We start from the raw sequence: 23,689 nt of genomic DNA on the forward strand, positions 1-23,689 counted from the left end.
TACCGGCGCAACCGGATCGACGGGTGCAACTGGTGCTACCGGCTCGACTGGGGCCACTGGTTCGACAGGTGCAACGGGAGCGACTGGCGCGACCGGAGCCACGGGTGCAACCGGCTCGACCGGTGCAACGGGAGCGGCCGGCTCGACGGGAGCCACGGGTGCCACCGGTTCGACGGGTGCAACTGGTGCTACCGGCTCGACTGGGGCCACTGGTTCGACAGGTGCAACGGGAGCGACTGGCGCGACCGGAGCCACGGGTGCCACCGGTTCGACGGGTGCAACTGGTGCTACCGGCTCGACTGGGGCCACTGGTTCGACAGGTGCAACGGGAGCGACTGGCGCGACCGGAGCCACAGGTGCAACCGGCTCGACCGGTGCAACGGGAGCGACCGGCTCGACGGGAGCCACGGGTGCCACCGGTTCGACAGGTGCAACCGGAGCAACGGGCGCGACCGGAGCCACGGGCTCGACAGGTGCAACCGGCTCGACGGGTGCCACGGGTGCAACCGGCTCGACAGGTGCAACCGGTGCCACCGGGTCGACGGGTGCGACCGGAGCGACGGGCTCGACCGGCGCAACTGGTGCGACCGGCTCGACGGGTGCCACGGGAGCCACCGGCTCGACGGGTGCAACAGGATCGACCGGGGCAACCGGACGAACGGGAGCCACCGGCGCAACCGGCCCGAGGGGGCCGACCGGACCAACAGGTCCGCGAGGCAAAACCGGCGCAACAGGTCGTACCGGAGCCACGGGGGCTACAGGCTCGACGGGAGCCACTGGGGCAACCGGCGCGACGGGAGCGAGTGGGGCAACCGGCGATCCTGGCGCTACTGGGGCCACCGGTGCTACGGGCTCGACGGGTGCAGGCGGAGCCACGGGTGCGACAGGCTTGCCAGGCTCGACCGGGGCGACCGGCTCGACCGGTCCACGTGGTCCGAAGGGTCCGACTGGTCCGAGAGGCCACAAGGGTCATACCGGCCCAACGGGTGCGACGGGCACTGCCGGAGCGACGGGAGCAACCGGTGCGACTGGCGCACCAGGCGCTACCAGTTCGACCGGAGCTACCGGTGCGACGGGAGCTGGAGCGACGGGCTCGACAGGCTCGGCGGGCCCAACAGGAACGTCCGGTCATCATGACGATCAGACGTCGCTGACCACGACGATCAGTCCCGATACGACCGTTGGATCGTTGAGTCCGGTGCTGCTAAAATTGGAGGCTGCAGTCGCGGACCTGGCGCTTGCAATGGCGGGAGGGTCAATGAATGGCCAGCAGTTGCAGGCCGATCTCACGACGATCAAGAGCTTGGCGCAGATGCTGTTGTCCCGCATGGGCAACACCGATGGCGGCTCAGCTTTCGATCAGAACAGTCCGGGTGGTGCCGGATCGATTGGTCAATTCGATCAATCAAATCGGCCAAACCTCAACTTGCCGAAGAACGACCATTAAGGTCGGCGGATAAAGAAACGACTGAAAACGAAGCCAGGGATCGCGCATCCCTGGCTTCTTCTTCGACCAGGCCGAAAGTAGCCGATGGCTGGCACTGCCCTGATCGACCGCCGACGCTTCCTCGTTCTCGCGAGCAGCACGGCCGTTGTCGCCACGGAAGGCAGCAGGAGGGCTCTCGGACGCGAGATCGCTCCGACTGATGGCCTGTTGAGTGGTCCGATCGAATTAGCGGGCGATTGGCATGCGGCGCCGACCGACGCCGTGATGCGTGTGCTCAACCGCATCCGGGAGGTCGATCTATCAGGATTGCGATTGCTGTCGGATCGGCAACCCAAGAAGATCCGTATCGAAAATCGCGACGAAGTCACGCCGGCGATCTGGTTGCACAGCGACCAACCTGACATGGCGTCGGTCGTCGTGAACGTCGGGTATGCGGATTGGTGCAGGCTCGCCTATCAATTCGGTCATGAGCTCGGGCACGTCTTGTGCAACAGCTGGCAGTTCTCCGCGAAACCGCAGCCTCCGACACAATGGCTCGAAGAGGTGCTGGTGGAGACATTTTCGGTTCGCGGTCTGCGGCTGCTTGCCGGCAGTTGGGAGCGATCGCCGCCATTTGCGGGAGACGCAGGTTTTGCCCGCGCCATTCGTCAATATGGCTCAGCGCTGCTGGACAAGTTCAAAGCTGACGATCTTTCACCGGCCGAGTGGTTCCGCACAAATCGAACGAAGCTGGAAGCCAGATCTGGAAAGGAAGTTCCGTGGGGCCCCGCCGTGGTCGGCGTCCTTCATATCTACGAGGACGTCAAGCTGGGCAAACCGGCCTGCCTCGATGATTTGGGAGCCTTGAACCGCTGGCCGGAACGGACATCCGTTCCGATCGAGCGTTATCTCGACTTATGGACAGAAAGCTGTGTTGCGATTGGTTCCACCGGCGAATTGCCATCCCGGCTAAGGCAATTGTTCGCGGTCGGGTGAAACGTAGGTGAAAACGGGGTCCCAAGCGCATCAACCAACTATGGGGATTTCGGTGTTACGGCCCGTCGAATTCGTCTAGATTGCAGCGATATAGCGAAGAAATTTTATTCTGTTGTCGATTTTGGAGGGTGACCGTGGACCCGCATAGGGGCGCCTTTGGGGAGCCAGGGCCAGGTAAGTATGTCCGCTTGCTGCAGAACGCCATTGACGATCTGTCTGCGAGCGATGAGGCGTCGCGCAACGCGCTTTACAGCCGGGCACGCGCCCTTTTGGACGGCCGGCTAGCCGCCAGAATCGATCTGTCGCAAGCCCAAGTCGACAATGAGAAAAGTGATTTCGATGAGGCGGTGTGGCGCGTGGAAGGGCAGGCCCGCCTTGGCGTAACGGCACCGGCGCGAACACAGTCGCTCAACATACGCGGCGATCTGAACGTCATCCCCGCGCAGCACGACGATAGGTCGCAGGTTGCGGTGTCACCGGATATTGCTACTGCACGTCCGAAGGGCCGTCCACACGTTACCCAAAAGCCGAGAACATCGCGACGTGCCTCATGGCAAGCGACGAAAGCGCAATTCGCAACGCGATGGTCCGATCACCTGCATTCATTCATGGATTCTCTCCATGAAAGAAGCGAGTCGTTGACCGATCTCGGTGTCCGCGCACGTCTCTCCGCGCAACGGTTTTGCGCGAATCTCGCCGCAAAGATCAACGTAGAGGCTCGGTCAAAGCCGCGGGCCGTCTCATCCGAGCCGAAATCAATCGGAGTTGGTCCGCAACAAGGGCATTCGATCAATCGCCTGGAAGCGCAACGCAGTCCGCAATACCAGGCGCGGCTGCAAGCGGTTGTCCAGGTCGCGCGTCATCACGGGGTCGAGCTCGACGTCGCCGAGTTGAGAACAGGTGAATCCGAAGTCTATCCATCGGCCGCAGAGCTCTCGGCCTGGGCGCAGAATGCCGGCCTATGGTCACGTGCGGTACGAACCAGCTGGCGCCAATTGCTCGGGATGAGCGAAGCCGGGCCCGTCATCTTGCTGTTCGCCGACGGTAGCGCCGCGCTTATGGTTGGTGCGAACGCCGATCAGAATATCGTCATGCTCAGGGATCCCGGCGCTGCTGCGGACGGGGCCGTTCCCGTCGACGAGTTGCGCCTTTCGCAGGTGTGGAACGGCGAGGCCATCCTGGTGCGCGCGAGCCGAAGCCGCGTTGCAGCTGACGCGCCGTTTGACCTGCGCTGGCTCTTCGACCTCGTTCTGCATGAACGGCGCTTGTTGCGGGACATCGGCATCGCTTCGCTCACCATCAGCTTCCTGACCATCTTCCCACCGCTCCTGGTGATGACGATGGTCAACAAGGTCCTGCAATTCCACAGTACGTCCACCTTGGTCATGCTTGCCGCCGTCATGGCGGTCGTCATCGTCTATGAAGCCCTGTTGGGGCATGCGCGTCGTCATGTCATCGCAGTCGTCGGCGCCAGGCTCGACGCAAAACTCAATCTGCACGTCTTCAACCGACTGCTTCGCCTGCCGCTCGATTACTTCGAGCGGCATCCTGCGGGTGAAACGATGTACCGTATCGCGCAGGTCTATCGTGTTCGCGAATTTCTGACCGGCCGCCTTCTGACCACGTTTCTCGACCTGATGACGCTTTGCGTGCTGCTCCCGTTCCTGTTCTATCTCAGCCCGATCCTGGCTAGCGTTGTGCTCGGCTGCGCCGGCGCAATCTTGTTGATCATCATCGCATTCCTGAAGCCGATGCGCGAGATGTACGGACGGGTCACTGCCGCCGAGACGTGGAAGTCGGCGACGCTCGGCGAGACGATCGTGGGCATCAAGACGGTCAAGGCTCTGGCTCTCGAACCACAACGTCGCGCTCTTTGGGATGAGCGGATTGCAGAGGCCGGCAAATGGCGGCTGGAATTCGGCCGTCTGTCCAACTGGCCGCAGACTTTGGTTACGCCGATCGAGCGCTTGATGGTGCTCGGCACGACCATGCTCGGTGCGTATCTGGCGATGAACGACTCGTCAGGCTACATGGTGGGCGGATTATTCGCGTTCCTGATGCTGAGCGCGCGGGTTGCTCAGCCACTCGTTGGGCTGGCGCGGTTGATCGAGGACTATGAGGAGGTTGGGGCGGCGATCGGAGAGGCAAGTTCCGTACTTAATCGGCCGGCCGAGAGCAGCGCGCGAGCGGCGGGCCTCAGACCGAAGTTCGCAGGCGAAATAGCCTTCCAGGACGTCAGCTTCACTTACCTCAACACGACTATCCCGGCGCTCGACAGGATCAGCTTCTCGGTTCCGGCCGGATCGACGCTGGGCATCGTGGGTCGCAGCGGATCGGGCAAGTCGACGGTTACGCGCCTACTGCAGGGAATCAATCGTGACTATAAGGGATTTGTGAAGATCGATGGCGCCGACCTGCGCGATGTTGATCTGCGTCACCTTCGGCAAAGCCTCGGTGTCGTCTTGCAGGAGAACTTCCTGTTTCGTGGCTCCATCAGAGATAACATCATCGCCGGTCGACCGGGCTTGACGTTATCGGATGCTGTCTATGCGGCAAGGCTCGCTGGCGCTGAGGAATTCATCGAGCGGATGCCCAATGGCTTTGAGACCTACATAGAAGAAGGATCTCCGAACCTGTCTGGCGGACAACGGCAGCGGTTGGCGATCGCGCGAGCGCTCATCACCGATCCGCGCATCCTGGTATTGGACGAAGCGACCAGTGCCCTCGATCCCGAAAGCGAAGCTGTCGTGACGGCGAACCTCGAGCGCATTGCGAGCGGACGGACGATGATCATCGTTTCGCATCGGCTGTCGTCGTTGGTTGCATGCGATCAAATTTTGGTTCTCGATCAGGGTAAGATCGTCGATTGCGGCGCTCACAGTGTTTTGGTGGAGCGTTGTGCGATCTATCGACAACTCTGGAACCAGCAGAACCGCCATAGCGAACCGGCGCGCCAGTCGGTTACTCCGAAGCTGGTCTCGGGCGGAGCGAACGAACCATGAGCGAAGTCCAAGCTAATTTGCTGCCACTACCGTTCAAGTCGAGGAAGAGCGATCCGACCTTGCCGGTGATCCTTGAGTTTCAGCAACCGTCAACGGCGATCATCAATGCTCCTGTGCCGCGCGCGGCGCGTGGCACGATTTGGATCGTCTCCAGCATGGTCGCTGCCTTGGTCCTTGTTGCGGGGGTATTGCCCGTCGATCAGGTCATCACTGCGCGCGGCCTGGTGGTCTCGCGGTCTTCCACCGTCCTCGTACAGCCGCTGGAAACGGCAATCGTCCGTTCGATCGACGTGAGCGAAGGCCAGCATGTGCGTGCGGGCGATGTGCTGGCGCGTCTCGATCCGACCTTCGCCGAAGCGGATCGAGTGGCCTTAGAGGGGCAATTGAACAGCCTTGAACCCGAACTCGCGCGGCTGCGTGCCGAGGCGGATGGCCAGCCGTTCACGTACTCCGGCGATGATCCGAATTGGGCTTTGCAGGCTTCGATTTTCAGCCATCGCAAAGCGCAATTTGACGCCAAGATTGAGAACTACGAGCATCGACTGCAGGAACTGAACTCCGTGATAGCGAGATCGGAGTCCGATGCCGTGGGCTATCGCGACCGCCTCGGCGTGGCACAGAGCATCGAGGATATGCGCAGGCAGCTGGAGGCGACCCAAACCGGGAGCCGACTGAATTCGCTGATCGCCAAGGATACGCGCGTTGAAATGCAGCGGTCGCTCTCCAACGCGGTCGCTACCGGGGAGGGCGCGAAGCGCGATCAATCGGCGCTTGCATCGGACCGCGACGCGTACATTCGCGGTTGGAAGGCGGACGCTTCGCAAAAGTTGCAGGAGATCAGTGTCAAGGCGGCCGACACACGGGAACTGCTGACCAAGGCCAACCTGCGACGCAAATTGGTCGAGATCCGCGCCGGGCTTGATGCGATCGTGCAATCCGTCGCAAAGGTCTCCGTTGGTTCCGTCATGCAGTCGGGGCAGCAATTCATTACGCTCGTGCCCGCGGACGCGCCACTTGAGGTCGAGGCCAATATTGCGGGCAAAGACAACGGCTTCGTGCATGTCAAGGATCCGGTGTCTGTCAAGTTCGACACGTTTCCATTCTCGCAATACGGGATGGCCGAGGGAGTCGTACGCGTCGTGAGTCCGGATAGCTTCAATGCCCAGGTTGAGGCACGCAATCCCACCAGTGCCATTCCGACGACGAACCTGGAACCGTTTTACCGCACTCGGATCAGTATTGATCGCGTGGCCCTGCACGGTGTGCCGGCCGGCTTCCAACTCACGCCAGGCATGCCTGTAACCGCCGATATTAAGGTTGGTCAGCGGACCGTGCTAACATACATGCTCGGCCTGATGCTTCCGGTGACGCAGGAAGCGTTGCGCGAGCCGTGAGCGATTTGGCTCTGCAGTGCTGACAGATGGAGCCTTCGGGAAATGCTCTTTGATCGCTTGATCGGAAAGGCGTCCCCCGAGGCGGGGCTGCGCCGAGCGATCGCTCTAATTGAGAAAGAGCGGTTTGCTGAAGCGTTGCCGCATCTGGCCCGAATGGCCGAAGCCGGCAGCGCGGAAGCTGCGTATCATATCGGAAGGCTTTATCTTCAAGGCGCCGGCGTACCGTACAGTCGGACAGAGGGAGCGCGCTGGTTGGAACGCTCGGCGTTGAACGGCAACGTCGAGGCGCAGGCTATGCTGGCATCGCTCTTGCTCCAGGGGCTCGGTTCGCAAGCGCGAGAGGACCGCGGCGACGCCGCAGCGCGACTATTTTCGCAGGACAGCACGTCAAAGCCAGATTTCGACGCCGCCCTGAGATGGGCTCGCATGGCGGCTGACGCCGGATCTCCCGACGGGCAGGCTCTGCTCGCTTACATTTTGACCTATGGTCCGCCACCGCTCAGAGACCAGATACAGGCGAGGGAATGGTATAGCCGCTCCGCCTCCGCAGGCTGCGCCCAAGGGCAGTTGGGATATGCGCTGTCGCTCGCCGGAGACCCGAACCGGGCCGCTCACAGGGACGAGATCGTCGAAAACATGCAAGCAGCGGCGGCTGCTGAAATTCCTACGGCCGTCTTCATGCTGGGTGTGCTCACCGAAGGAGGGATCAGCGGCAAACACGATCCCACTGCAACCGCTGAACTTTACCGTAAAGCTGCTGAGTTGGGACACCGCGGTGCGCAGATTAAATGGGGGACGATGCTGATTGAAGGTACCGTTGTTGCCAGGGATCTGGTGTTGGGCGAGACGTGGCTTCGTCGTGCTGCCTTGGCAGGTGACGCTCGTGCTGCGGAACTGGTCGGCAACCTTTATGCCAAGGGCGGAGCATTGCCGCCGAACTATGTGGAAGCGGCAAACTGGTATCGTCGTGCGGCGGAGGGTGGCAACGCGGCGGCCGCTCAGTCGTTGAGTTCGTTTTACATGACCGGAGCCGGAGTACCTCAGGACAACCATGAAGCGGCCCGCTGGTTGCGCATCGCCGCTGAGGCCGGAAATTTGGATGCTCAAGTCGACGTCGGAAATGACCTGCTGGAACGAGCGGTCAGAGGAGAGGAATGTCCGCCGGTCGCGGATTGGTTCATGCAGACAGCGCAACGCGGCAATCTTGTCGCCGCGTTCAATCTCGGCGTTTGCCTTCTCCAGGGCATAGGTGTCGAGCGCAACGAACAGCAGGCCGCAGTCTGGTTGCGGCGCGCGGCCGAAGGAGTTCCAGAGGCGCAGTTCATGATTGGCCGCCTTGTTGCCGATGGACGAGGCTTGCCGGCCGATCCGAAAGCAGCACGAGGCTGGTTCGTGCGGGCGGCGGAGGGAGGCATCACCGATGCTCAGGTTGCTCTGGCTGAGATGCTCGTGAACGGTCGAGGGGGCCCGCAAGATGCTCCTGCAGCGCTCAAACTATGCGAGCGGGCCGCCGCGAACGGCCACGCTGGAGCAATGTTTGCGCTAGGCGCTATGTATAGCGGCGGCCATGCCATTCCCGTGGATCGAAGCAAAGCCGAGCGTTGGTTTCGTGCGGCCGCGGAGCGCGGTCATGGTCAAGCTCAACTCATGCTCGGGCGCTATTTGCGAAGCGGTGCGGCTGGCCACAGTGATCCCAAGCAGGCGAGTTACTGGTTCGAAATGGCCGCCGCCCAAGGCATTGTCGATGCAGATGCAGAGCTTGCCGAATTGACAAAAGCTGCATCAGGATGATCTCGTGGCCCGGCCATGGAGGCGATCCAGCGCCCGCTCGGGCGTGTTCCGCTGGTATGCGCGCATCGGTTGTTGGGCGTCATCGCGCTCACCCGTAGTAATACCTCGCCATCTCGACGCCAACAAAAATGAGCAGCCACAGGCCGACTGCACAATGAAGCAGACAGCGAGTCCGATCAGCGGAAGATCCGCCTTATTGACGACGAGGACATTCGCGATCTCACGGATTCCGGCTTTGATCGCCTGGAGTGGTGGCCGAGCCCTGGAGCGTTCGCGACGATCGGACATCGGCAACCTCGACGACGGCCGAGTGTCGGCCGTCGCTTTTCACCAATCAATACGGGGGAAGGTCCGTGACGACAGGCTTAGCCTGCCCTTTGATCTATCAACCGATGCCGAGGGTCCCGGCGCCACTCCGTAATGCTGCACCCAAATCGGTCTCGGAACCAACGTGCGAGCGCGCTTTGCGCGGAGAAGCCCAGAAGTGCGGCGACAGCGCTGAGTGAACGGTCCTTTTCCTCAACAAGGCGAACCACTGCTGCGGCCCGCTGTTCGTCAACAATCTCGGAAAAGCTCTTGCCGCTCTCGGCAAGCCTGCGTTGCACGGTGCGACCGTCGCAGCCCAGGTGCTGGGCCACGCGCTCCACCGAGCAGTGTCCCTTTGGCAGCAGTGTTGCGATCAATTCCCGAACCTTGCCATCAAACGTCGATGAGCGCGCCGCAACGGTCTCAATATATCTCTGCGCGTATCTCGCTATCGATGCGTCTGCCGTAGCCATCGGGCGATCCATGTCGATGCTGGAGCAGAGGATCCCATCGAATTCGGCTCCGAACGCGACGTTGCACTTGAAGAAGCGCCGATAGGTCTGACGACTGCGCGGTGCGGGATACGTGAAGTGCACGTCCAGTGGCCGCCATCCCGGTCCCAAAAAGGCGCTGAGAATGCGATAGGAGACCCCTACCGCAAGCTCTACCGCCTGCCGCGCCGGTACTGGGCGGCCAAGCAATAGCTCGGGTATGATCACCGCGATCTCGCCGTTTCGCTCGATGCGCTGCCGCAGGGACTCATTGTGGATATGCATGTAGCGTCCGATCGCCTCCATCGCTGCACCGACGGTTGGCTGGTCGCGCGCGATGACGGCGACTGGCCCGAGGTTTGAAAACCCGCCGCGCTCGGCCAGCCGAAGACCGAAATCGTCGATCCCCGCGGCGGCTGCGGACGCCTCCAGAAGGCGGCGTACACCGCGGCCCGGAATCCGGATGTCGGGGTCGGTCAGGCACGGCGGCAAGCCCACGCTTTTCAACATCCTCGCCGGATCAAGCCCGACGCTGCGCGCGGTCTCCGCATAGTGCGTCAGGCAGGCCGCGCGGATCAGGTCGACCATCGCAAAACTCCTCCCTGTCGCGAAATGTAAAGTGGCTGTCATGAATCGTCAAACGCGGGGACGAGGCCCGAAGTATTGATCAGTCACCCCCAAAGACAGCGACCGGAAACCGGTGACATAACGGGGCGAAAAGGGCGGAACGACGATGTGCACGATCCGAGCAGCGCAGCATAGGCACGACCGACAGCAAGCTCGCCGCCTTGATCTCGATCGTCGCGCCGACGATGACCGTCGATGCTCTACCACCGCCACTGCTGCTCGATCATTGGAATCGCCTAAAGGGCGCCGTCCTGGCAACTGTCTGGGGTCGTGTGGCGCCTGTCGAAGCCTGCTTGATGCACGCGCGATAATTGGCGTCAGCGAGCGGCCTTCAGTGCCATTCTGACGAGCGTGTCTCCCGACTCGCACGTGCGCCACGATTGTTCCCAGAACAACCCAACCACCTGACCAAACTGGAGCCGGATATGGCCTACGAAACTATCGAGGTACGCAAAACCACGCCAACGATCGGTGCCGAGATCTTTGGCGTCGATCTCTCGCAACCACTGACCAACCACGAGTTCGACGAAATCCATCGGGCGCTGATGGAAAATCTCGTCATCTTCTTTCGGGACCAGCAGCTCACGGTCGAACAGCAAAAGGTGTTCGGCGCCCGGTTCGGCAAGCTGCATGTCCATCCAAACGCGCCGAAGGGCCTACCGGACCACCCTGAAATCCTTGTGATCAAGGCTGACGAGAACAGCAAGCGCGTCGCGGGCGAATCCTGGCATTCGGATGTTTCCTGCGATGAGGAGCCGCCGATGGGCTCGATCCTCTATATCCAGGAGATCCCGCCCGACGGTGGCGGCGACACGATGTTCGCCAACATGTACGAGGCCTATGAAAGCCTGTCGGAACCGCTTCGCAAGATGCTCGATGGGTTGACCGCAGTCCACGATTCCTGGAAGGCGCATTCGGACCGCAAGCCCGGCGAGGGCAGCGATATGCAGTTCCCGCGCTTCGAGCATCCCGTGGTGCGCATCCACCCGGTGACCGGCCGTAAGCTGCTGTTCGTCGATCGCGGCTTCACCACGAACATCGTGCAGCTTCGCCGGGCCGAGAGCGACGCGCTGCTCTCCTTCCTGTTCCAGCACATCGAGACGCCAAAGCTGTCCTGTCGCTTCAAATGGCAGAAGAACTCGATCGCCTTCTGGGACAATCGGTCGGCACAGCACCAGGCAATCTTCGATTACTGGCCGCATCGGCGCTATGGGCACCGTGTCACGATCTGCGGCGACAAGCCGTTCGGTGTCGGCAATCAGATCTCGAATGCGAACCTCGCAGCGAGCTGAACGTGCCTCGATGATCCGGGTCACCTACTCCGCGAGTGGCTGCGGTGCAGACAAGGCGGTTGCGGTGGCCCGAGATTGATCAATCGCATCCCGACGAAGTGAAGGTATCCATGACGGATCGTGTCGACACGAACTTTCTCACTCATTGCTTCGGTTTGACGGGCCGTACGGCGATCGTGACGGGCGCCGGATCGGGTCTCGGCCGGCAGGCGGCGAAGACACTGGCCGCCGCTGGCGCTGAGGTGGCGTTGCTGGGGCGCCGCGAGCAGCAACTGAAGGAAACCGAGGCTGAGATCCTTGGCGCAGGTGGGCGTGCACGGAGCTTTTCGGTGGATGTAACGGACCAGAAGGCGTTGGCCGAAGTGCTGGATCGGATTCAGCGGGACATGGCGCCGTTGTGGGCGCTGGTCAACAACGCCGGCGTCGGGGGACGCAGCCCGCTCGCAGAGGTCAGCGAAGCTGCAGTTGACCTTATCCTGGGCGTGAACACCAAGGCGGCACTGTTCGTGGCAACGGCCTTCGCACGGCGCCTCACAGCGGCGCGCACCCCGGGCCGCATTGTCAACATCTGTTCGCTCGCTGCGCAGTCGAATCCAGCGGGCCTGGGAATCTACGGGGCCAGCAAGGCAGCACTTGAGCACCTGACCCGCACCATGGCGCGCGAATGGGCGGCGCAGGGCATCAACGTGAACGCCATCAATCCGGGATTCATCGAGACGGATATCAACCGCGCCATGCTGCAAACTCCGGCCGGACAAAAGATGATTGAGCAGTTGCCGCGCAAGCGCGTGGGTACGCCTGAGGCGTTGGACGGCGCGATCTTGCTGCTCACCTCGCCAGCCAGCGCCTTCATCACCGGTTCGATGCTGATCGTCGATGACGCGCAGCGCTTTGGAGCCATCTAGGGCCTCGATGCAATCAAGATCGAGAAACTCGTAGCGAGCGTAATCATGCCACTGGAGACAAGAATGCTCTGGAAGAAGCGCCCCACTGCGGCGCTGGCCAGCTTGCTGGTCATTCACGTGCTGGCTCACATCGACCGCAATATGCTGTTGGGCTTCTCGCCTCAGATCATCGCAGACCTCAAGATCAGCAACACCCAGTACGGCTTTCTCGTGGGAGTGGTGTGGGTCCTGAGCTTCGGCTTCATGGCCCTCTTCCTCGGGTCGCTAGCCGATCGATTTAGCCGCCCACGCCTCATCGCCGCCGGCGTGTTCATCTGGAGTCTCTGCACCTGGGCTTCCGGTCACGCCCAGAGCTTCGAGCAGATGGCGTTGGCACGCTTCTTCGTCGCCAGCGGAGAGGCGGCCCTGGTGCCTGCCGCCGTCTCAATCCTGACGGAACTGTTCTCGGAGCAGCGGCGCAGCACGATTATGGGCATCTTCTTCATGGGCATTCCCATGGGGATCGGCGCTAGTTTCCTGCTGGCCGGCACGTTGGGCGCGTCGCATAGTTGGCGCTCGACGTTCTATGCCTTGGGGTCGATGGGAATTGTCATCGCCGTGCTGCTGGCCTTCCTGGAGGAAGATCGCAGCCAGACGGTGACGCACGAGCGCGGTGCACCGTTCGTTCAGCAAGTCCGTATGGTGCTGGGCTTGATGCGGAGCCGTCCGGCGCTGTTGTTCTTGATCATCGGGTTCGTCTTGCTTCACCTCCTGTTCGCCGGTCTGTCGTTCACTCAACTATGGATGGTGAAGGAGAGAGGCATGGACGCGTCTTCTATCGCGGCACACATCGGCACATTCCAGTTGCTGTTTGGCGCCACGGGGTCTCTCGTCGGTGGTATCGTCGGCGATCGCCTGGCGCGTCGACTTCCCGGGGGCCACCCGGCGGTCATTGTGCTGTTCATTGCCATGTGCGCCGTCCCGATGGTCGCTTATCGCTTCGTGGCTCCGGGCTCATGGGCGTTCTATGTCGGCATGTGCGCCGGATTTTTCCTTCCACTGGCCTGCTATGGGTCGGCAAATGCCGCGATCATGAGCATGGTGCCGTCACAGACGCGCTCCACAGTGGCCGGATTCACGATGCTGTGCATCAATGTCTTTGCGATTGCCCTTGGAAACCTGTCGGCTGGCCGAGCGGTCGACGTGCTCACGGCACAGGGCGTCTCCGCGCCGCTGACGCACGTGGTTCTGGCGACCGATTTCATCGGCATCGGCTCGGGAGCGTTCTTTGCGCTGGCCGCCTTGTTCTCAGTGCGCCAGCGTGATTCGGTGATCCACGTACCAGCCCGCGCGTAGTGCACACTATTCCAACGCCCAGAATTGATCGGGAGCGTTTCGGCAGCAAATGTTGGCGTCGAAGAGTGCAAGGCGAGAGCGACCGCTACCGTCTGAAATCCGCTCAACGTTCAAAATCCTCCGTCGTCGTTGTCAACGACGAGGAGTCTGCGGGTTCTAAGGTTCCGCTCGTTTATGGTGAGGTCGATCCCCGCCATTTCCAAGTTACGTCGGCCTCATCACTGCTCGGTCTGCTGTGCCAGGTCGCGAGCCCTCAGCCCGAGGCGGCTGCCGTCGGCAAAATGGCCCAGCGTCAAACGCCAGGCCCCGCCGTTGTTAGGGGCCCAACCCAAGTTCAGCATACAGCACGAGACGATGAGGCGCGGGTTGTCTCGGGCCGTTCGGTTCGACGGGCACTCGGGCTAATGGGGCGCGCTCATCGAAAGGCTCTGAATAGCGCGATGACGCTTTCCCAGATTGTTGCGCGGACGACTGTTTCGGCCGCGACTTGAGCTAAGCGATTGGTGGAGACGGACGGGGAGGAGGATGACACACCCATTCTAGCTATCAGGCCAGATCGGTCCCGCAGCGCCTCGTGGCCGTACTCTTCGTTCTTCATGTAGACCAGAGCAAGCAGCCTCTCTTGTTCGGCTTTTGGTAGATGTGAAACCTGAGCCTGCACGCTGTTGTTGAACTCAATTAGCCTCGCTTTAACAAAACTCCTGTCGCGCCCAAGGATTTCGCGCCACAAATGATCCACTTGCGGCAGAAGGTCCATCTTGGGCAAGGCGCTTTCGGCGGCGAGTTGCCCTAACCGATTGATGGCGGCCGATGGACCACGCAGACCTAATCTGACCCTCAGGTCCTCTTTATCGTGTTGCATCAAACCCCAGTAGACGGCCATCTGTTGTACAACCGGCTCCATTGCCCCTCGTTGGTCCTCCGGGGGCAGGCGTGCAACCTGAGCTTCCATTCTGTTGGTGAACTCGTTGAACTTCCGTCTTCTGATCTCAACGTCGCTCTCATCAATGGTTTCGCGGAATACTTCGTCCAGTTGCTCTAGCAAATTCATAGGTGATGCCCCGAATATAGAGACTGCGATCTAGCACCACAGCATGTAGACCAAGCTGACAGCGACGACAGCGGTCCAGACTCGATAGTCTAGGCCTTTCGGCCGGCAAACTAATAATGACGATCGCAAAAGCAAATTGGGAGAACAATCAAACCGACGGCGGGGATACCGTCTCGCCGTTGCAGTTTCAGCCAATCTCAACGCGGCTGAGGTTTCCCACGACGATCGTGACCGAACCCCGCAGCGCCAGTGCGGACGTGATCTGACAACCATCCACCGGCTTCCGGCAACGCCTTATGGTGACGGCGGAATGTGAACCCTATTTGCATTCGAGGAGACGATTGGTGCTACCAGGCATTCTTGCGCGCGCAGGGACAGCCATAATCCTATGCAAATCAACACCCGACCGACGATCCAACGCGGAGCGCTGGATCGGTCGTGTCGAGCACCGCTCTATGGATCCATCCCCAGCGACTGACCGCCAAACTTGGACGGATCGTCATAGCGTGGCGTGTCGTCATAGCCGGGCATCGTAACGACGAAACGCGAAATCACACTATGGCTGTGATGCAGGATGAGATGTGGTGGTCGAAGGTGATGCACAGTTGCAGCGCCGGCAGACCCGCAGAACCCGATCAAAAGGCCCAAGGCCAAAACATATCTACGCATCGAACCAACTCCAGTAGCATCACTCACAGGCATGGCGATGGCCGTCGTAACCGAGGAAGGTGCCGGATGCGGGATCGTAGGAGCGATGGAGATGATGTGCGCAGGATGAAGCCATGGCGCGATCTGCAGCATAGGCGTTGTTCGCTCCGAAGACGGGAGCCGCGCCGCCGGGCAGTTCGAGGCCCATTCTGCCCGCAGGGGTCAGCGCGCCATCGTTTAGCACACTACGGTCCGGATATTGCGCGTCAAAGGCGGCCGGATGGCTGGCCGCCCAGGTGGGCAACTGCGCGCGCGCGGCGGTGACCGCAGTCATCGATAGCAGCGTCGTAGTAATCAGAAGTTTGAACGTCGTCATAGTCGTTCTCCGTGTTGTTGTGTGCGGAGAACTTGCGCCAGCGATCACTGCGGCTCTGTTGAGAACGTTTCCTTCGAGTACTTTATCGACCTCCGTTATATAGGTGGTGCATCTAAGGAATTTCGTGGAGTGAACATCACACTTGCGCGAACGGTGCAGGTGACGAAGTTTCCTGTATGAGATCAGCGTTCGACACGTGTGGCGGTCGTGATCGAATTGAGATCGGTAGGCCACTGCGTGTGCGATGGCGGAGGCGTCGTAAATTATTGTTTAGCCTCCTTGATGCCGAAGAGATGGCGGTCCGATACGTGCCTGAATAACATAGTTGACGTTGAGCCGAGTCCTTCTCCAGGTGTCCCCTTTGAGTATCGCCCGAATACGTTCGGATCATCGGCGCAATGGCCGTAAGCGACGATCTGCTTGAATGACGACCCTCTGCAGTTGCTTGAATTGCATGCGAACGGCGGCCTTTGACGAGCGATCAAGAAGCCACCGCGCGTGCTAGGCTGCCCGCCGATAAGAAAACAGGGCTTCCAAAATAGTGGGTCTAGCGATGTAAGGGACCCCCGACGGACCGGCAGCCCCACGCGAACTTGTAGACCTCCTCGCGGGTGACCGCGTGCTTCTTGGTTCTGGTACGGCTCTTTAGGGTGAAATCGTCCCAGGGGCTCGGGTGTTTCTTGTCGAATAGCTCCGGGTGCAGCCGACGCATGATCCGCCATACCTTGCGGCAGAGCCCAGACGGGCAGTTGCTCCGCCGGACCGGTCGACTTCGATACCGGAAGAGACGGGTCCGGGGCTTGACCGGAAGCCTGAGCGAGCGGGGAGGCGAGCGTGTTTCCGGGCCGATGAGATACGTGCGTCTATTCCGCAGGCGTCGGATAGACATCCTGCGACACCGCCTGGTGCCGTCGCGTGCCGAACAGCCAGTTCTGCAATCGATCGAGGTAGAGATAGACGATCGGCGTGGTGTAGAGCGTGAGGACTTGCGACAGGGCCAAACCACCAACGATGGCGTAACCCAATGGCTGGCGGATCTCTGATCCGACGCCGGTGCCCACCATCATCGGCACGGCGCCCAGCAGCGCTGCCATCGTCGTCATCAGGATCGGGCGGAAGCGCTTGATGCAGGCCTGGTAGATTGCCTCCTCCGGTGCGAGCCCATCATGCTGCTCGGCTTGGATGGCGAAGTCGACGAGCATGATGCCGTTCTTCTTGACGATGCCGATCAGCAGGATGATTCCGACTACCGCGATCACGCTCAGATCGAAATGCGCCGCCATCAGCAGCAGCAGCGCGCCGACACCAGCCGACGGGAGTGTCGAGATGATGGTGATCGGATGGATCAGACTTTCATAGAGCACGCCGAGGATGAGGTAGATCACGAACAGCGACGCAGCGATCAGGACGGGCGTGCTCTTCAACGAGGCACCGAAGGCCTGTGCATTGCCCTGGAAACTCGTCTGCAGCGACAGCGGCGGATGCAGCTGCTTTGCGATGGCTTGAATGCCGTTCACGGCTTCTCCGATCGCCGCCCCGGGCGCCAGATTGAACGAGATCGTCACAGACGGGAATTGCCCCTGATGATTCACGACGAGCGGCGCCACCTTCACGGCTGAATCGACCAGCGTCGAGAGCGGCACCTGCTGACCGCTTGATGACTTGACATAGATTCCGTTGAGCGCCTCGGGCCCATACTGGAACTTCGGATCGACCTCGAGAACGACATGGTATTGCTGCAGTGTCGTGTACATCGTCGAGACGATGCGCTGGCCGAAGGCGTCATCGAGGGTGTTGTCGATCGTATAGGGCAGAATGCCGTAGGACGAGGCGACGTCGCGCTTGATCGTGATGTCGAGCAGTGGCCCGGAATTGAGCTGATCGGTCGTCACGTCAGCGACCGTGGGCAATGTCTTGATCCTGTCGAGGAACCGGTTTGCCCAGTGGTTGAGTTCGCCGGGATCGGCGTCGTTCATGGTGTACTGGAATTGCGTCTTGTTCAGCCGCGCGCCGATGGTGATGTCCTGCGCGGGCTGCATATAGAGGGTGATGCCCTGGATTTTGGCGAGGCTGGCGCGCAGCCGCGCGATAACCTTGTCGATCGGATCGCGCTGGTCGGCTGGCTTGAGCTGAATGAACACGCGGCCGTCGTTGACCGTGGTGGTGCCTCCGCCGGCGCCGACCGCCGAACCAACCGTGGACACGGCGGGATCGCGCACGACCGTATCGAGCATGGCCTGCTGGCGCTCCGCCATCGCCTGGAACGAAATGTCCTGAGCGGCTTCCGATTGACCCAGGATCAGGCCGGTATCCTGTTGAGGAAAGAAGCCCTTGGGAATGATGACGTAGAGATATCCGGTCACCGCGATGGTTGCGATCATCACCATCAAGGTGATGAAGCGATGCCGCAGCACGACCTTCAGGCCCTCCTCATAGGCATTGAGCAGCAGATCGAAACCGCGCTCTGACCAGCGATACAGGCGCCCATGCTCGTGGCTCTCCGGCTTGAGCAGATAGGCGCACATCATCGGCGTCAGCGTTCGGGAGATCACCAGGGAAAGCACCAGCGCGACGCTCACCGTGATTGCAAATTCACGGAACAGGAGACCGACATAGCCGCCCATCAGGAAGAGCGGAATGAAGACGGCGATCAGCGAGAACGTGATCGCCATGACGGTGAAGCCGATCTCGCCGGATCCCTTCATTGCGGCGTCGTAGGGGGACAAACCCTCCTCGATGTGCCGCGTGATGTTCTCGATCTCGACCACCGCGTCGTCGACCACGAATCCGACGGCGATCGACAGCGCCATCAGCGACAGATTGTCGAGGCTGTAACCCATTTCGTAGAGGATCGCGAGAGTGCCGATCAGCGAGAGCGGAACGGTGACGGCTGGAATGATGGTTGCCCAGAAGCTGCGAAGGAAGATGAAGATGACCATCACGACAAGGGCGACCGTCAGCAGCAGCGTGAACTGCACGTCCGCAACCGAAGCGCGGATCGTCTGGGTGCGGTCCGACACGACGTTGATCTTGATCGCGGCGGGGATCGACGCCTGGAGCGTCGGCATCAGCGACTTGATCCGCTGAACCGTCTCGACGACGTTGGCTCCCGGCTGACGCTGGACCGAAAGCATGATGGCGCGATGGTTGTTGTACCAGCCCGCAATCAGATCGTTTTCGCCGGCGCTGACCGCGCGCCCGATGTCGCGGATGCGCACCGGCGATCCGTTGCGATAGGCGATCACGAGATCGGCATACTGATCGGGCTGAAACAGCTGGTCGTTGGTATTGAGCGTGTAGGTCTGGCGCGGGCTGTTGAGCGTCCCCTTGGCGAGATCGACGTTCGCCTGGCCGAGGACGGTGCGTACGTCCTCCAGATTGATTCCGCGTGCGGCAAGCGCCTGCGGATCGACCTGGATGCGAACCGCCGCCTTTTGCTGGCCGCCGATGCCGACGAGGCCCACGCCCTGGATCTGCGAGATCTTCTGCAGCAGAATGTTTTCGGCATACGCATCGACCGTGGTGAGCGGCAGGCTGTCCGAGGTGAGACCCAGCACAAGGATCGGTGTGTCGGCCGGATTGACCTTCCGGATCGTCGGCGGATAGGGCATGCCGGTCGGCAAATACGGGCTCGCCGCGTTGATCGCCGAAAGCGTATCGCTGACCGCACCGTCGATCTGGCGGCTCAGATCGAACTGAAGCGTGACCTGGGTGTAGCCAAGCGCGCTCGCCGACGTCATCTGCGTGAGCCCGGGTATCTCGCCGAATTGCAGCTCGAGCGGCGAGGCAACCGAAGACGCCATGGTCTGCGGGTCGGCACCCGGCATCTGAGCGGTGACGGTCAGCGACGGATAGTTGACGTTTGGCAATGCGGCCACCGGCATCAGCGGGTAGGCGACAAGCCCTGCGGCCAGCAATCCGACCATCAACAGGGCGGTTGCGATCGGGCGCCGGATGAAGGGGGCGGAGATATTCATGGGATCGGCGCCTGCATCGCGTCCTGTGCTGCGGCTTCCTGCGCGGCCTTGCCATGCAACAGGACCACATGCGTTCCCGGTTGCAGCTTGTACTGACCGTCGACCACGACCTGCTCATTGGCTTCGAGGCCGGAGACGATCAGCGCCTGACCGTCGCTGATTTGCGCGACCTTGATCTGACGGATGGAGACCGTGTCGTCGGAATTGACGACATAGGCATATGCCCCGTTCGGTCCTTGCTGGACGACGGAGGCGGGAACGGTCAGGCCGTTGTGGCGCGTGTCGAGCAGCAGTCGCGCATTAACCAGCCCGCCGGGCCAGAGACTCCGCTCGGCATTCGGGAAATTCGCCTTGAGCTGGATCGAGCCGGTCGTCTGCAGGATCTCGTTGTTGACGAGTCCAAGCTGTCCCTCGCCGAGCCGGACCGTGTTGTCCTGATTGTAGGCCAGAACGGTGAAAGGCGCTTTCGTCTTTCGTTGCTGTTGCTGGATCTGCGGAAGCACGGTCTCGGGCAGCGTGAAGATCAGCGAGATCGGGTTCAATTGCGTCACGACGCACAGGCCGTTGGTGCTTGACGGGCTGATGATGTTGCCGACGTCGATTTGGCGAATGCCGACGGTGCCGTTGATCGGGGAGGTCAGGCGCGTGAAGCTCAACTGCACTTTCGCGGCATCGATCAGAGCTTGGTCGGCCTTGATCGCGGCCTGAAGTTGTCCAACCTGGGCATCCTGGGTCTCGATCAGCTGAGGTGTGGCCCAGCCCTTGTCGCCCAACTGCTTGTATCGGGTTTGATTGGTCCGCGCGTTCGCAAGCTGCGCCTGATCGCGCTCGAGATTGGCGGTATATTGGTCGACCAGGGCCTGGTAGGGCCGCGGATCGATCTGTGCGAGCAGGTCGCCGGCATGGACCTGTTGGCCCTCGGTAAAGTTGATGCTGATGATTTGCCCCTGTATCTGCGCCCGCACAATATCCGTGTTGTAGGCAATCACCGTGCCGACGCCGGTCAGGTAGATCGGAACGTCGTGCTGCGTCACCGTTCCGGCGACGACTGGAACGCGAGGGGGAGCGGGAGCGGCCGCGGCTTTCCGTATCGGATGGAGATCAGCAGAGTGCAGCAGAGCGGCGCTCACAATGGCAGCGACCAGTATCGCGGCGGAGATGACGATTTTCGTTTTCATGGATGTTGCTCCCAACGGCAAAGTGCACTCAGCAACTGCCTGGTAGTCCCGTGGACGTGCCGAAGGACGGTCATTGAGACGGCACAGTCGAAGCCGTCGCCGGAGCGGTCATCGTCGGCCCCATCGGGGCGGTCAACGTGACGCCGGCGGTCGCGACCGGCACGGCCGGCGTAGCAAGCAACGCGGCAGAGCTGACGCCGAGATTGCTAATCTCCGTCGAACCCAGGGGTACCCCGGTTCGCGGGTTTCCGCCGGGCGTTATCGGAGACGTCGCGGTGGGAGCAGACGATGCGGTGACGTTGGTTGAGCCGGATCCGCACATGCCCGACATGCCGGCGGTATCGAGCGTGCCCGACGAGGTCGACATCGTCGAACCTTGCATTAGGCCCGACATGACCGAAGTCGATGAGGTGAGGTCGCCCGACGTGGCTGTGTTGCCGGCGGCCGTCGCGACGGTTGAGCTGCCAATCGCAATTCCGCCGCCGTCATAGGTCGACGTCGAGCCATACATTGCGCTTGGCGAGACTCCGAGGATTGAACACGGGCTGCCGGTCGCCGGAGCGGAAATGCTGCCGGTGACGGTTGGCGCGGGGCTCACACCTGACGAAGGCAGTTCGGTCGCGCCCAGGCCGATCCCCACCGGTGAAATCGGCGCTCCAGTCACGCTGCCGAGCGGAGAGGTGGCACCGACCGCAGGAGTCGGGAGAGCCATTCCGGTCACTTGCGCAACCGCCGTTCCTGACGCGAAGAAGGCAAGACACACGGCCATCAACCAGCTTCTCACGTGCATCTCCATTGGCATGAGGGAGCTCAGTGGAAATCTATCGATTGCCGCTCGCGGGCCCTTGCCCGTTTGCACGAAAATCGCCCGGTGGTTGGGAGAAGACCAAAATGAGACCCGCCGAAGCGGGTCCATTCTTCTGGCCACTGGTGTGCCTGCGGCGGCATCGTCGTGCATGGGCGTTGAAATCGCCCCGGCAACATCAGTTGTTCAGTTTTGGACCGCCATGATAGACGTGCTGATTGAGCGCGGACGCCGAGGCCGGCATTTGCGATTCGCGCGCGGCATACGGGTTGTATGTGTAGACGACAGTCCGATCGGATTCGCGGGGCATATGGGCTGCGCTCTCCGCCAGAGCCGGCACGGCAAGTGCAACAAGCATTGCAGTGGATGTGATGACGGTCGATATCGTTCTCATGGTTTGCTCCTGTTGTTCGCCCCTCGTAAGCGATCTGGACACTTCATGATGGGAAGCAAGCCGGCGCGCGAGGAGTTGTACGCGTCGGTACGCGCCTGGGCCCGCTTGCCGATTCATGACCAGAAGGTGTCCGGAAGATTGACGACGATGGGTATCGGCGTGCTGCGCACCACGACCCAACGGAAAGGCTCGAGCCGTGATGGATTGATCTCCATGTGCGGAACGAAGGCTGGAATGTGAATGAAGTCGCCGACCTTGGCGTGCGCGGAGAACTCGCCCTTGTCGCCCCAGCGGACTTCGCACCATCCTGACAGGACGAACGCGATGGTCTCCTGTTCGCCGTGGTGATGGATCCCGGTTCGTGCGCCGGGCTCGACTTCGAAGAGTCCGCCCCAGATGCTCGAGGCGATGCCCAGCGACGGTCCAATCGCAGCATAGCGCTGGGCGCCGGATGTTTGGGCCGTCGCCAGGTCGAAGCGATTCCGGGTGACGACATGGATCATGGGTTGGGTGGGCATCATGCAGCCTCCCGAGCGGGAGGCGCCATGAATTCGGGCCCGACAGGATCCTTGATGGTCACTTGCAGAATTCGGTCGATCTCGGCCATCGCGGCCTCGTCGATCCGCCAGCCGAGCGCGTCGGCAATCGGCGAGAGCTGTTCTGCGCGTCGCGCGCCCCACAACGCAATGTTCAACTCGCCACGATCGAGCACCCAGCGCACAGCCAGATGAAGCACTCGTCTGTTGAAACGATCTCGCGCGAACTGGTCAAGGCGCCTCACGGCGTCCAGGTACTGCTCATAACGCGGCAATCGAAACTTGGGGTCGCTCTTGCGAAGGTCGCCGCCGGTGAAAGCGCTCGGTGATGACATCTTGCCGGACAGCAGGCCGCGGCATAGCGAGCCGTAGGCGAGGAGGGCGATCTTCTCCTCCCGGCAATAGGGCAGGACGTCCTGCTCGATCGACCGTTCGAACAGATTGTAGGGCGGTTGAGCCGCATGCAGCGGCGCGACCTTGCGGAATTCGTCCATCTGCGATGGGCTGAAGTTGCTGACGCCGACGGCGCGAATCTTGCCGTCGCGGTGCAGCGCGCCGATTGCTTCGGCGGTTTCCGCAATGGGTGTATGCGGATCAGGCCAATGCACCTGATAGAGATCGATGACGTCGGTTCGAAGTCGACGCAGCGAATTTTCGACTTCCTCAATGATGCGCAGCTTGCCGGCGTCGCGGAACGGCTTGTCGTTCTTCCAATCGAGGCCAACCTTGGTGGCTATGACGGCGTTGCGGCGGCGCCCGCCGGCAAGGGCCTTTCCAACAATCTCCTCGGAACGGCCAAACCCATAGACCGGCGCGGTGTCGATGAGATTGATCCCGCGGTCGAGCGCTTCCCGGATCGTCCTGATTGCATCGCCTTCATCGGTCCCGCCCCACATCCAGCCACCGATCGCCCATGTTCCGAGTGCGATCCGGGACGCACGGATTGACGTGCCGGGAATGTCGATGAATTCCATATTCGTGCTGGGTGCTTGGACGATCGTCATGGCTTGTTCCTGCTTGATCTAAGGCCCACTCGCGCGTGCGCTGACGTCCTGCGCGGACGTCGATGGCGCGTGCAACACATTGACGGTGTTGGAATGGGTCACTTGCGAAGCCCGAGATATGGCCGCCAGGATCGCGACGTCCATTAAACTGGACT

At 61.4% G+C, this 23,689-nt stretch carries 17 protein-coding genes; 8 read left to right on the plus strand and 9 right to left on the minus strand.

From position 1 onward, the window contains the following. Positions 1-1,258: 1,258 nt before the first annotated feature. The 5 genes from ACE10Z_RS15150 to ACE10Z_RS15170 all read left to right on the plus strand — a co-directional run bounded on the left by ACE10Z_RS15150 (position 1,259) and on the right by ACE10Z_RS15170 (position 8,609). A complete protein-coding gene (locus ACE10Z_RS15150) occupies positions 1,259-1,447 on the plus strand; it encodes a hypothetical protein (protein ID WP_375790130.1) in 189 nt (62 codons plus the stop codon). 84 nt (positions 1,448-1,531) lie between these two features. After that, positions 1,532-2,422: a hypothetical protein gene (locus ACE10Z_RS15155; protein WP_375788625.1), complete on the plus strand. Its 891-nt coding sequence runs from the start codon at positions 1,532-1,534 to the stop codon at positions 2,420-2,422. 188 nt (positions 2,423-2,610) lie between these two features. Then, entirely contained in the window at positions 2,611-5,424 is a 2,814-nt protein-coding gene (locus tag ACE10Z_RS15160; protein ID WP_375788626.1) for a peptidase domain-containing ABC transporter, read from the plus strand. Further along, positions 5,421-6,818 carry an HlyD family type I secretion periplasmic adaptor subunit gene (locus ACE10Z_RS15165; protein WP_375788627.1) on the plus strand — a complete coding sequence of 466 codons (1,398 nt, stop codon included), beginning with the start codon at positions 5,421-5,423 and terminating at the stop codon, positions 6,816-6,818. The genes ACE10Z_RS15160 and ACE10Z_RS15165 overlap by 4 nt, the downstream gene beginning before the upstream one ends. A 42-nt stretch (positions 6,819-6,860) precedes the next feature. After that, positions 6,861-8,609, plus strand: a complete 1,749-nt coding sequence (locus ACE10Z_RS15170; protein WP_375788628.1) for a tetratricopeptide repeat protein — start codon at positions 6,861-6,863, stop codon at positions 8,607-8,609. 365 nt (positions 8,610-8,974) lie between these two features. Here the strand turns inward: ACE10Z_RS15170 and ACE10Z_RS15175 are convergent, their stop codons facing one another. Next, positions 8,975-9,994: an AraC family transcriptional regulator gene (locus ACE10Z_RS15175; protein WP_375788629.1), complete on the minus strand. Its 1,020-nt coding sequence runs from the start codon at positions 9,992-9,994 to the stop codon at positions 8,975-8,977. A 464-nt stretch (positions 9,995-10,458) separates the two neighbouring features. On the opposite strand from ACE10Z_RS15175, the gene ACE10Z_RS15180 reads away from it, so the two are divergent. The 3 genes from ACE10Z_RS15180 (at position 10,459) to ACE10Z_RS15190 (ending at position 13,565) form a co-directional block, all read left to right on the plus strand. After that, complete coding sequence (locus ACE10Z_RS15180) at positions 10,459-11,325, plus strand: TauD/TfdA dioxygenase family protein (RefSeq protein WP_375788630.1); 867 nt, start codon at positions 10,459-10,461, stop codon at positions 11,323-11,325. A gap of 110 nt (positions 11,326-11,435) precedes the next feature. Continuing rightward, complete coding sequence (locus ACE10Z_RS15185) at positions 11,436-12,230, plus strand: SDR family NAD(P)-dependent oxidoreductase (protein WP_375788631.1); 795 nt, start codon at positions 11,436-11,438, stop codon at positions 12,228-12,230. A 63-nt stretch (positions 12,231-12,293) separates the two neighbouring features. Next, positions 12,294-13,565: an MFS transporter gene (locus ACE10Z_RS15190; protein ID WP_375788632.1), complete on the plus strand. Its 1,272-nt coding sequence runs from the start codon at positions 12,294-12,296 to the stop codon at positions 13,563-13,565. A gap of 415 nt (positions 13,566-13,980) precedes the next feature. Here the strand turns inward: ACE10Z_RS15190 and ACE10Z_RS15195 are convergent, their stop codons facing one another. From ACE10Z_RS15195 to ACE10Z_RS15230, 8 genes are all read right to left on the minus strand, one after another. Then, complete coding sequence (locus ACE10Z_RS15195; protein WP_375788633.1) at positions 13,981-14,616, minus strand: hypothetical protein; 636 nt, start codon at positions 14,614-14,616, stop codon at positions 13,981-13,983. 688 nt (positions 14,617-15,304) lie between these two features. Beyond that, positions 15,305-15,640, minus strand: a complete 336-nt coding sequence (locus tag ACE10Z_RS15200) for a BA14K family protein (RefSeq protein WP_375788634.1) — start codon at positions 15,638-15,640, stop codon at positions 15,305-15,307. A gap of 863 nt (positions 15,641-16,503) precedes the next feature. Beyond that, entirely contained in the window at positions 16,504-19,617 is a 3,114-nt protein-coding gene (locus tag ACE10Z_RS15205; RefSeq protein WP_375788635.1) for an efflux RND transporter permease subunit, read from the minus strand. Continuing rightward, entirely contained in the window at positions 19,614-20,795 is a 1,182-nt protein-coding gene (locus ACE10Z_RS15210) for an efflux RND transporter periplasmic adaptor subunit (protein WP_375788636.1), read from the minus strand. Before ACE10Z_RS15210 ends, ACE10Z_RS15205 begins: the two co-directional genes overlap by 4 nt. A gap of 70 nt (positions 20,796-20,865) precedes the next feature. After that, positions 20,866-21,597, minus strand: a complete 732-nt coding sequence (locus ACE10Z_RS15215) for a hypothetical protein (RefSeq protein WP_375788637.1) — start codon at positions 21,595-21,597, stop codon at positions 20,866-20,868. Between the two features lie 181 nt (positions 21,598-21,778). Beyond that, a complete protein-coding gene (locus ACE10Z_RS15220; RefSeq protein ID WP_375788638.1) occupies positions 21,779-21,994 on the minus strand; it encodes a hypothetical protein in 216 nt (71 codons plus the stop codon). 113 nt (positions 21,995-22,107) lie between these two features. Then, positions 22,108-22,512 (minus strand): cupin domain-containing protein, encoded by a 405-nt coding sequence (locus tag ACE10Z_RS15225; protein ID WP_375788639.1) that lies wholly within the window; start codon positions 22,510-22,512, stop codon positions 22,108-22,110. Beyond that, the gene (locus ACE10Z_RS15230; protein ID WP_375788640.1) at positions 22,512-23,534 is read right to left on the minus strand and encodes an aldo/keto reductase; all 1,023 of its coding nucleotides are present in this window, start codon (positions 23,532-23,534) and stop codon (positions 22,512-22,514) included. Before ACE10Z_RS15230 ends, ACE10Z_RS15225 begins: the two co-directional genes overlap by 1 nt. Between the last annotated feature and the right edge of the window lie 155 nt (positions 23,535-23,689).

The organism is Bradyrhizobium sp. Pha-3, from assembly GCF_042258615.1.
Taxonomy (GTDB): Bacteria; Pseudomonadota; Alphaproteobacteria; order Rhizobiales; family Xanthobacteraceae; genus Bradyrhizobium.